Here is a 7,347-nt window from a genome sequence, read left to right on the forward strand (position 1 = left end):
GCCACGACGTCGACGACGTCGAGGCCCGGCGGAAGGGCGGCGTCGAGCTCGGCGCGCACCCGCGCAGGGTCGCGGGGCTCGGTCAGCCCGATCTCGAGGTACTCGGCCTCACTGGCCACACCGGTGGCGGCCGCACCCGCGTAAGAGATCCTCGGGTGCGGAGTGAATCCGGCACTGAACGCGACAGGGATCCCGGCGCGCCGTACGGCGCGTTCCACGGCCCGGGAAATGTCGCGATGGCTCGTGAACCGCAGCCTGCCCCGCTTGGCATAGCGGACGCGCAGGCGTTGGATCACGGGGGCCGGTGCTGGACCCTCCGGCATGGGAGCCAGGGTTCTGGTCCTTCCTACTCGTGTCGAGTCGAAAACGTCTCTCTATAGAGTACGGCCACCTCGGCCCACTTGAGCCCCCGGGCATCCCGAAGCCACGTCCGGGCGCAGCTCAGCGTCCTGCGCACCGGACGTGGCGCACCTCGTGCGCGGGGAGGGGTCAGACGACGCTGAGCGGAAGCAGCCGCTTGCCCGTGGGGCCGATCTGGATCTCCGTGCCCATCGTCGGGCAGACGCCGCAGTCGTAGCACGGCGTCCAGCGGCAGTCCTCGACCTCGGTCTCGTCGATCGCGTCCTGCCAGTCCTGCCAGAGCCACTCGCGGTCGAGGCCGGCGTCGAGGTGGTCCCACGGCAGGACCTCGACCTCGTCGCGGTCGCGCAGGGTGTACCAGTCGAGGTCGACGGGCTCGCCGGCCAGCGCCTTCTCGGCGGCGGCGGTCCAGCGGTCGTAGGAGAAGTGCTCGGACCAGCCGTCGAACCGGCCGCCGTCCTCCCACACCGCGCGGATGACCTTGCCCACGCGGCGGTCGCCGCGCGACAGCAGGCCCTCGATCACCGAGGGCTGGCCGTCGTGGTAGCGCAGGCCGATGGCGCGGCCGTACTCCTTGTCGGAGCGCAGCTCGTCCTTGAGCAGGCGCAGCCGGCGGTCGACCGTCTCGTGGTCGGTCTGCCCGGCCCACTGGAACGGGGTGTGCGGCTTCGGCACGAACCCGCCGATGGACACGGTGCAGCGGATGTCCTTGCGGCCGGTGGCCTCGCGGCCCGCCTGGATGACCCGCTTGGCCATCCCGGCGATCTCCAGGACGTCCTCGTCGGTCTCGGTCGGCAGCCCGCACATGAAGTAGAGCTTGACCTGCCGCCAGCCGTTCTCGTAGGCGGTGGTGACGGTGCGGATGAGGTCGTCCTCCGACACCATCTTGTTGATCACCTTGCGCATCCGCTCGGAGCCGCCCTCGGGCGCGAAGGTCAGCCCGGAGCGGCGGCCGTTGCGGGAGAACTCGTTGGCGAGGGTGATGTTGAAGGCGTCCACCCGGGTGGACGGCAGCGACAGCGAGGTGTTCGTGCCCTCGTACCGGTCGCCGAGGCCCTTGGCGACGTCGGCGATCTCGCTGTGGTCGGCCGACGACAGCGAGAGCAGGCCGACCTCGGTGAACCCGGTCTGCCGCAGGCCCTCGTCCACCATCGCGCCGATCGTGGTGATCGACCGCTCCCGGACCGGACGGGTGATCATCCCGGCCTGGCAGAACCGGCAGCCGCGGGTGCAGCCGCGGAAGATCTCCACCGAGAACCGCTCGTGCACGGTCTCGGCCAGCGGGACCAGCGGCTTCTTCGGGTACGGCCACTGGTCGAGGTCCATGACGGTGTGCTTCTCGACCCGCCACGGCACGCCCGGGCGGTTCGGCGCGACGCGCTTGATGCGGCCGTCCGGCAGGTACTCCACGTCGTAGAACCGCGGCACGTACACGCCGCCGGTCTCGGCGAGGCGCAGCAGCACGCCGTCGCGGCCGCCGGGCTCGCCCTCGTCCTTCCACTCCCGGATCACCTCGGTGATCGCCAGCGCGATCTCCTCGCCGTCGCCGAGCACGGCGGCGTCGACGAAGTCGGCGATGGGCTCGGGGTTGAACGCGGCGTGCCCGCCCGCCAGGACGATCGGGTGCGCGTCGGTGCGGTCCGCCGACTCCAGCGGGATGCCCGCCAGGTCGAGCGCGGTGAGCAGGTTGGTGTAGCCGAGCTCGGTCGAGAACGACACGCCGAACACGTCGAACGCGCCGACCGGGCGGTGCGAGTCGACCGTGAACTGCGGGATGCCGTTGTCCCGCATGACCTGCTCCATGTCCGGCCACACCGCGTAGGTGCGCTCGGCGAGCACGCCCTCGCGCTCGTTCAGGATCTCGTAGAGGATCTGGACGCCCTGGTTGGGCAGCCCGACCTCGTAGGCGTCGGGGTACATCAGCGCCCACCGGACGGTCGCCGCGTCCCAGTCCTTGACCTGCGAGTTCAGTTCGCCACCGACGTACTGAATCGGCTTCTGCACGCTCGGGAGCAGCGGCTCCAGGCGCGGGAAGAGCGACTCTACGGACATGACGGTGCGCCTCCGGTGGCTGGACATGGGATAGACCCTCAAGCCTATCCCCGGCGGACCGGTCGATCAGCCGTCCCCCGGCCCCGGGACGCCCGCGCGGCGCGTGGCGGGCCGGCGGCCGGCGCGCGAGGGCGGTCAGTCGAACGGGCGCCTGCGGACGTGGACGGCCTGCAGCAGCCCCAGCGCGATCATGTTCGCGAAGGTCGCGGACCCGCCGTAGGACACGAACGGCAGCGGCAGCCCGGTGATCGGCATGATGCCCAGCGTCATCCCGACGTTCTCGAACGTCTGGAACGCCAGCCAGCACACCACGCCCGTCGCGACCAGCGTGCCGAACAGGTCGGCGGCCTGCGAGGCGATCCGCAGCCCGCGCCACAGCACCAGGCCCAGCAGCAGCAGGATCGCGGCCGCGCCGAGGAACCCCAGCTCCTCCCCCGCGACCGTGAAGACGAAGTCGGTCTGCTGCTCGGGGACGAAGTGCCCGCCGGTCTGCTCGCCGTGGAACAGGCCCTTGCCGAAGACCCCGCCGGAACCGATCGCGATCCGCGCCTGCTGGGCGTTGTAGCCCGCGCCGCGCGGGTCGGCGGCCGGGTCGAGGAACGCGGTGAACCGGGCGAGCTGGTACGGCTGGAGGATCCCGAGGAACCAGACGGCGAGCGCGGCCAGCACGCCGCCGCCGAGCAACCCGGCGATCCAGCGCTTGGCCGCGCCGGACACCGCGAGCATGCCGATCACCACGACGGCGAACACCAGGGTGGTGCCGAGGTCCGGCTGGAGCATGATCAGCGCGGCCGGGACGCCGGCCAGGCCGAGCGCGAGCAGGACGTCCCGGCGGCCGGGGCCGACCTCGCCGTCGCGCGGCTCGCCGAGCACCATCGCCATGACCACGACCAGGCCGACCTTGGCGAACTCCGAGGGCTGCACCTGGAAGCCGCCGCCGATCACGATCCAGGAGTGCGAGCCGTTGATCGTCGAGCCCAGCGGGGTGAGCACCGCGAGCAGCCCGACGCAGGCCAGGCCGTACAGGATCGGGACGTACGCGCGCAGCAGCCGGTAGTCCAGGACGGTCACGACCGCGCCCAGCCCGAGCCCGATCGCCAGGTTCAGGATGTGCCGCTTGAGGAACCACTCGGGGTCGCGGCCCTGCTCGGTCAGCAGATGGAAGGTCGCGGACCGGACCAGCAGCGTCCCGATGACCGACAGCGCCAGCACCGACAGGATCAGCGTCCAGTCGAGCCGCCGCAGCCCGGCGGCGTGCCGCCGCCACGAGTTCCGCTCGCCGTAGCCCTCGACCGGCCCGGCGAAGCCGCCCAGCCCGGTCACGGGGCGGCCCCGGTCGGCAGCGCCGTCGGCCCGGCCTTCCGGCCCGGGCCGGAGCCGGGGCCGGTGCCCGGGCCGGACGCCTGCGGGTCGAGCGCGGCCTGCGGGCGCGGCAGGTCCGACGGCAGCCTCCCGTCCTTGCCGACCAACGCCTTGCCCCCCTTCCCCAGCCCGTACATGGCCTCGTAGATCTGGCGGACGGCGGGCGCGGCGGCGTTCGCGCCCTGCCCGCCCTGGGAGATCATCACGACGACGGCGTAGCGCGGATTCTTGACCGGGGCGAACGAGGCGAACCAGGACGTGTCGTCCTTGCCGTAGACCTCGGCCGTCCCGGTCTTGCCGGCGACGTCCACGGTCTTGAAGTCGAAGCCGTTGAACGCCCCGGCGGCCGTCCCGGACTTGGTCACGCCCGCCAGGCCGCCCCGGATGTACTTCAGGACGTCCGGGCTGACCGGGAGCCTGCGGGCGGGCGGGTCCGGGAGGCGGCGTGCCACGCTGCCGTCCGGACGGACGATCGCCCGCCCGATGTGCGGCACGACGAGCCGTCCGCCGTTGGCGAGCGCCGCGTACGCGCGCGTGAGCTGGAGCGGCGTGGCGAGCACGTCGCCCTGGCCGACCGAGAAGTTCGCCGCGTCACCCGCGCGCCACACGTACCCCTCGGCGCAGTTCTCCGCCGCGACCGCCTTCAGGTACGCGGCCCGTCCCGGGTCGGACTCCTCGATGTCGGGGTAGCCGTCCTTGGCGGCCTTGCAGTCGGCCTTCTTGGTGGCGTTCCAGTAGGCGGTCTTCCACGCCCGGTCCGGGATCCGGCCGGACGACTCGCTCGGCAGGTCGATCCCGGTCCTGGAGCCGAACCCCCACTGCCGCGCCATCTTGACCATCGGGTCGGACGGGTTCTTCTTCGGCTTGGTGCCGCCGTCGCGGAGCCACTCCTCGTAGGCGAACTTGTAGAAGACCGTGTCGCACGACACGACGAGCGCCTGGTGCAGGCTCATGTCCCCGTGCGACTCGCCCTCGAAGTTGCGGAACGCGCGGCTCCCCACGTTGTAGGAGCCGGGGCAGGCGTAGGTGCCGCGCAGGTCGTAGCCGTCGCCGACGGCCGCCGCCACCGACGAGACCTTGAACGTGGAGCCCGGCGCGAACTGTCCCTGGGTGGCCCGCGAGATCAGCGGCTCGCCCTTCTTCTTGCCGAGCAGCGCGTCGTACTCCTCCTGGGAGATGCCGCCGGTCCAGATGGACGGGTCGTAGGACGGGTAGCTCGCGAGCGCCACGACGTGGCCGGTCTGGACGTCCATCACCACGGCCGCGCCCGAGTCGGCGTGCTTGCCCTGCGCGCGGGCCGACTTCACCGCGTCCTGCAGCGCCTTCTCCGCCGCGCCCTGCACGCCGGCGTCGATGCTGGTCACCAGGTTCCCGCCGGGGGTGGCGGGCTTGTCCTGCGCGGTGCCGGTGACGCGGCCCTGGCTGTCGACCAGGACCTTGCGGAAGCCGGGGACGCCGCGCAGGTCGGCGTCGTAGGTCGCCTCCAGGCCGTCCCGGCCGATCAGGTCGACGCCGCTGTAGCCGGTGACCTTGAGGCCCTTGCGCTTGTCCAGCTCCTCCTGGGTGATCGGCTGGAGGTAGCCGAGCGTCTGCGCGGCGTTCGCGCCCTCCGGCCGCGGGTAGTCCCGGACGGCCTGGACCTGCGCGGTCACGCCGGGGAAGTCCTCCTGGCGCTCCATGATCTGCAGCGCGCGCTTGGCGTCGACCTTGTCGTCCACCGGGATCGGCTGGTACGGCGAGCCCGGCCAGCACGGGCGCTTGATGCCGGGCCCGCACAGCCGGGTCTTCTTCGCCAGCGCGTCGTAGTCCGTGCCGAGCACGCCCGCGAGCCTGGTGAGGACGGTCCGGCCGCGGTCCTTCTGCCGCATCAGCGAGGTGCGGTCGACCGACACCACCAGCGCGGTGCGGTTGCGGACGAGGGTGCGGCCCCGGTCGTCCAGGATCATGCCCCGGACGGCCGGGACGACGATGTCGCGGGTCCGGTTGTCGGCGGCGACCTGCCGGTAGTGCCGGCCCTCCAGGACCTGCATCGTCCACAGCCGTCCCACCAGGACCAGCAGCAGCGCGCCGACCGTGACGTAGAGGACGATCAGCCTGAGATGGGTCCGGTTGGTCACAGCCGCGTCCGTCCCGACATCGCGCGGTACCGCCCCACCGGGACCGAGAACCGGTCGCGGTTGCGCTCGGGCCGGTCGTAGCGGCGGGTCGCGCGCAGCACGCACCAGACCACGAACGGGCTGGCGACCACGTCGTAGAGCACCTGCAGCGGCACCATCCGGGCCACGATCGTCCAGGACGCGCGCGGGTCGCCGAGCAGCATGCCGATCGCGGCGTAGGCGACGGTGCCGAGCAGCGCGCCCGCGGCGACCGCGAAGAACGGCACCATCGACTGCCGGTCCATCTCGGCGGCGGCCACCCCGCAGACGTAGCCGATGAGGCAGTAGACCAGCGCGTACCGGCCGATGGTGTGGTCGGCGGGCGGCACGATGTCGGCGGCGAGCCCGGCGCAGAACCCGGCGACGCAGCCGGTCAGCGACCCCGACACGAGGGCGAGCGCGACCACGCTGAGGAGGAGCAGGTCCGGGGTGACGCCGCCGGGCAGCGGCAGCCGGTTGGCCACCGAGACCTGGAGCACCAGCGCCACCACGACGACGACCGCGGAGATCACGCGCCGTCCGGTGGGCGACGCCTCCGGAGCGTTCAGCATGTCAGGCTCCCTTGGACGGCTTGCACGGCTTGCACGGACGGCTCAGTGGGACGACGGCTCGGCGGACGGCCTCGTGCCGCTCTCGCTCCGCGGACCCGGCGGCGACGAGGACGCGGACGGCCCCGGCGCGGACGGCGTGGGCGGTGCGGACGGCTTGGGCGACGGCGGGAGGACCGCGTCGCGCGGGTCGGTCTTCGGCGGCGCGACCACCACGGCCACCACGTCCAGGCCGGTGAAGTGGACGAACGGCTGGATGTAGGCGGTGCGGGTCAGGCCGCCGGCCGGCGCGTCGATGCGTTCGACCGTTCCCACGGGAACGCCGGGAACGTAGGGCCGCTCGCCCTGGGAGCCGAGCGTGACCAGCCGCTGCCCCGGCCGGAGCGGCGCGTTCGCGTCGAGCAGCTGGAACCGCATCGGGGTGCGTCCGCCGCCGCCGAGGCCGCGGCGGCCCCGGCCCTGCACGAAGCCGATCTCCTTGGAGTCCTCCAGCCGGGCGCCGACCGAGGAGTTCACGTCGGTCGCCAGCAGCACGGTCGCGGTCGCCGGGCCGACCCGGGTGACCCGTCCGACCAGGCCGTCCGCGCTCATCACGGTCATGTCGGAGCGGATCCCGGCGCCCGAGCCCGCGTCGATGGTGACGGTGTCCTCCAGGCCCTGGCCCACGGAGATCACGTTCGCCGCGACGATCTTGTAGCCGCCGAGCCCGGCCGCGCCGAGCAGCCGGTCGAGCTGCGCCGACTTGCCCTGGTCGATCCGGGTGCTGCGCAACTGGTCGCGCAGCCGCTGGTTCTCGCGCTGCAGCCGGTCGGCGCGGCGGCGCGCGCCGGGCGCGTCGGTGACCGCGTCGACGGCGTTGCCCACCGGCC

At 72.8% G+C, this 7,347-nt stretch carries 6 protein-coding genes; all 6 read right to left on the reverse strand.

The genetic code is table 11. The features are described from left to right. The coding region (locus tag AB0J52_RS20560; protein WP_500183219.1) for a TIGR03936 family radical SAM-associated protein at positions 1–323 on the reverse strand (323 nt) is incomplete at its 3' end. A gap of 166 nt (positions 324–489) precedes the next feature. Continuing rightward, entirely contained in the window at positions 490–2,412 is a 1,923-nt protein-coding gene (locus tag AB0J52_RS20565) for a TIGR03960 family B12-binding radical SAM protein (RefSeq protein ID WP_500183221.1), read from the reverse strand. Positions 2,413–2,547: 135 nt separating this feature from the next. Beyond that, positions 2,548–3,735 carry a rod shape-determining protein RodA gene (gene rodA, locus AB0J52_RS20570; protein WP_500183223.1) on the reverse strand — a complete coding sequence of 396 codons (1,188 nt, stop codon included), beginning with the start codon at positions 3,733–3,735 and terminating at the stop codon, positions 2,548–2,550. Continuing rightward, on the reverse strand, positions 3,732–5,891 hold the full coding sequence (gene mrdA, locus AB0J52_RS20575) for a penicillin-binding protein 2 (protein WP_500183225.1): 2,160 nt from the start codon (positions 5,889–5,891) through the stop codon (positions 3,732–3,734). Before mrdA ends, rodA begins: the two co-directional genes overlap by 4 nt. Next, on the reverse strand, positions 5,888–6,481 hold the full coding sequence (mreD, locus tag AB0J52_RS20580) for a rod shape-determining protein MreD (RefSeq protein WP_500183226.1): 594 nt from the start codon (positions 6,479–6,481) through the stop codon (positions 5,888–5,890). The genes mrdA and mreD overlap by 4 nt, the downstream gene beginning before the upstream one ends. 42 nt (positions 6,482–6,523) lie before the next feature. Further along, positions 6,524–7,347 (reverse strand): rod shape-determining protein MreC (mreC, locus tag AB0J52_RS20585; RefSeq protein ID WP_500183228.1); only part of this gene is annotated, 824 nt, incomplete at its 5' end.

Source organism: Spirillospora sp. NPDC049652, from assembly GCF_040675125.1.
In the GTDB taxonomy this organism is placed as follows: Bacteria; Actinomycetota; Actinomycetes; order Streptosporangiales; family Streptosporangiaceae; genus Spirillospora.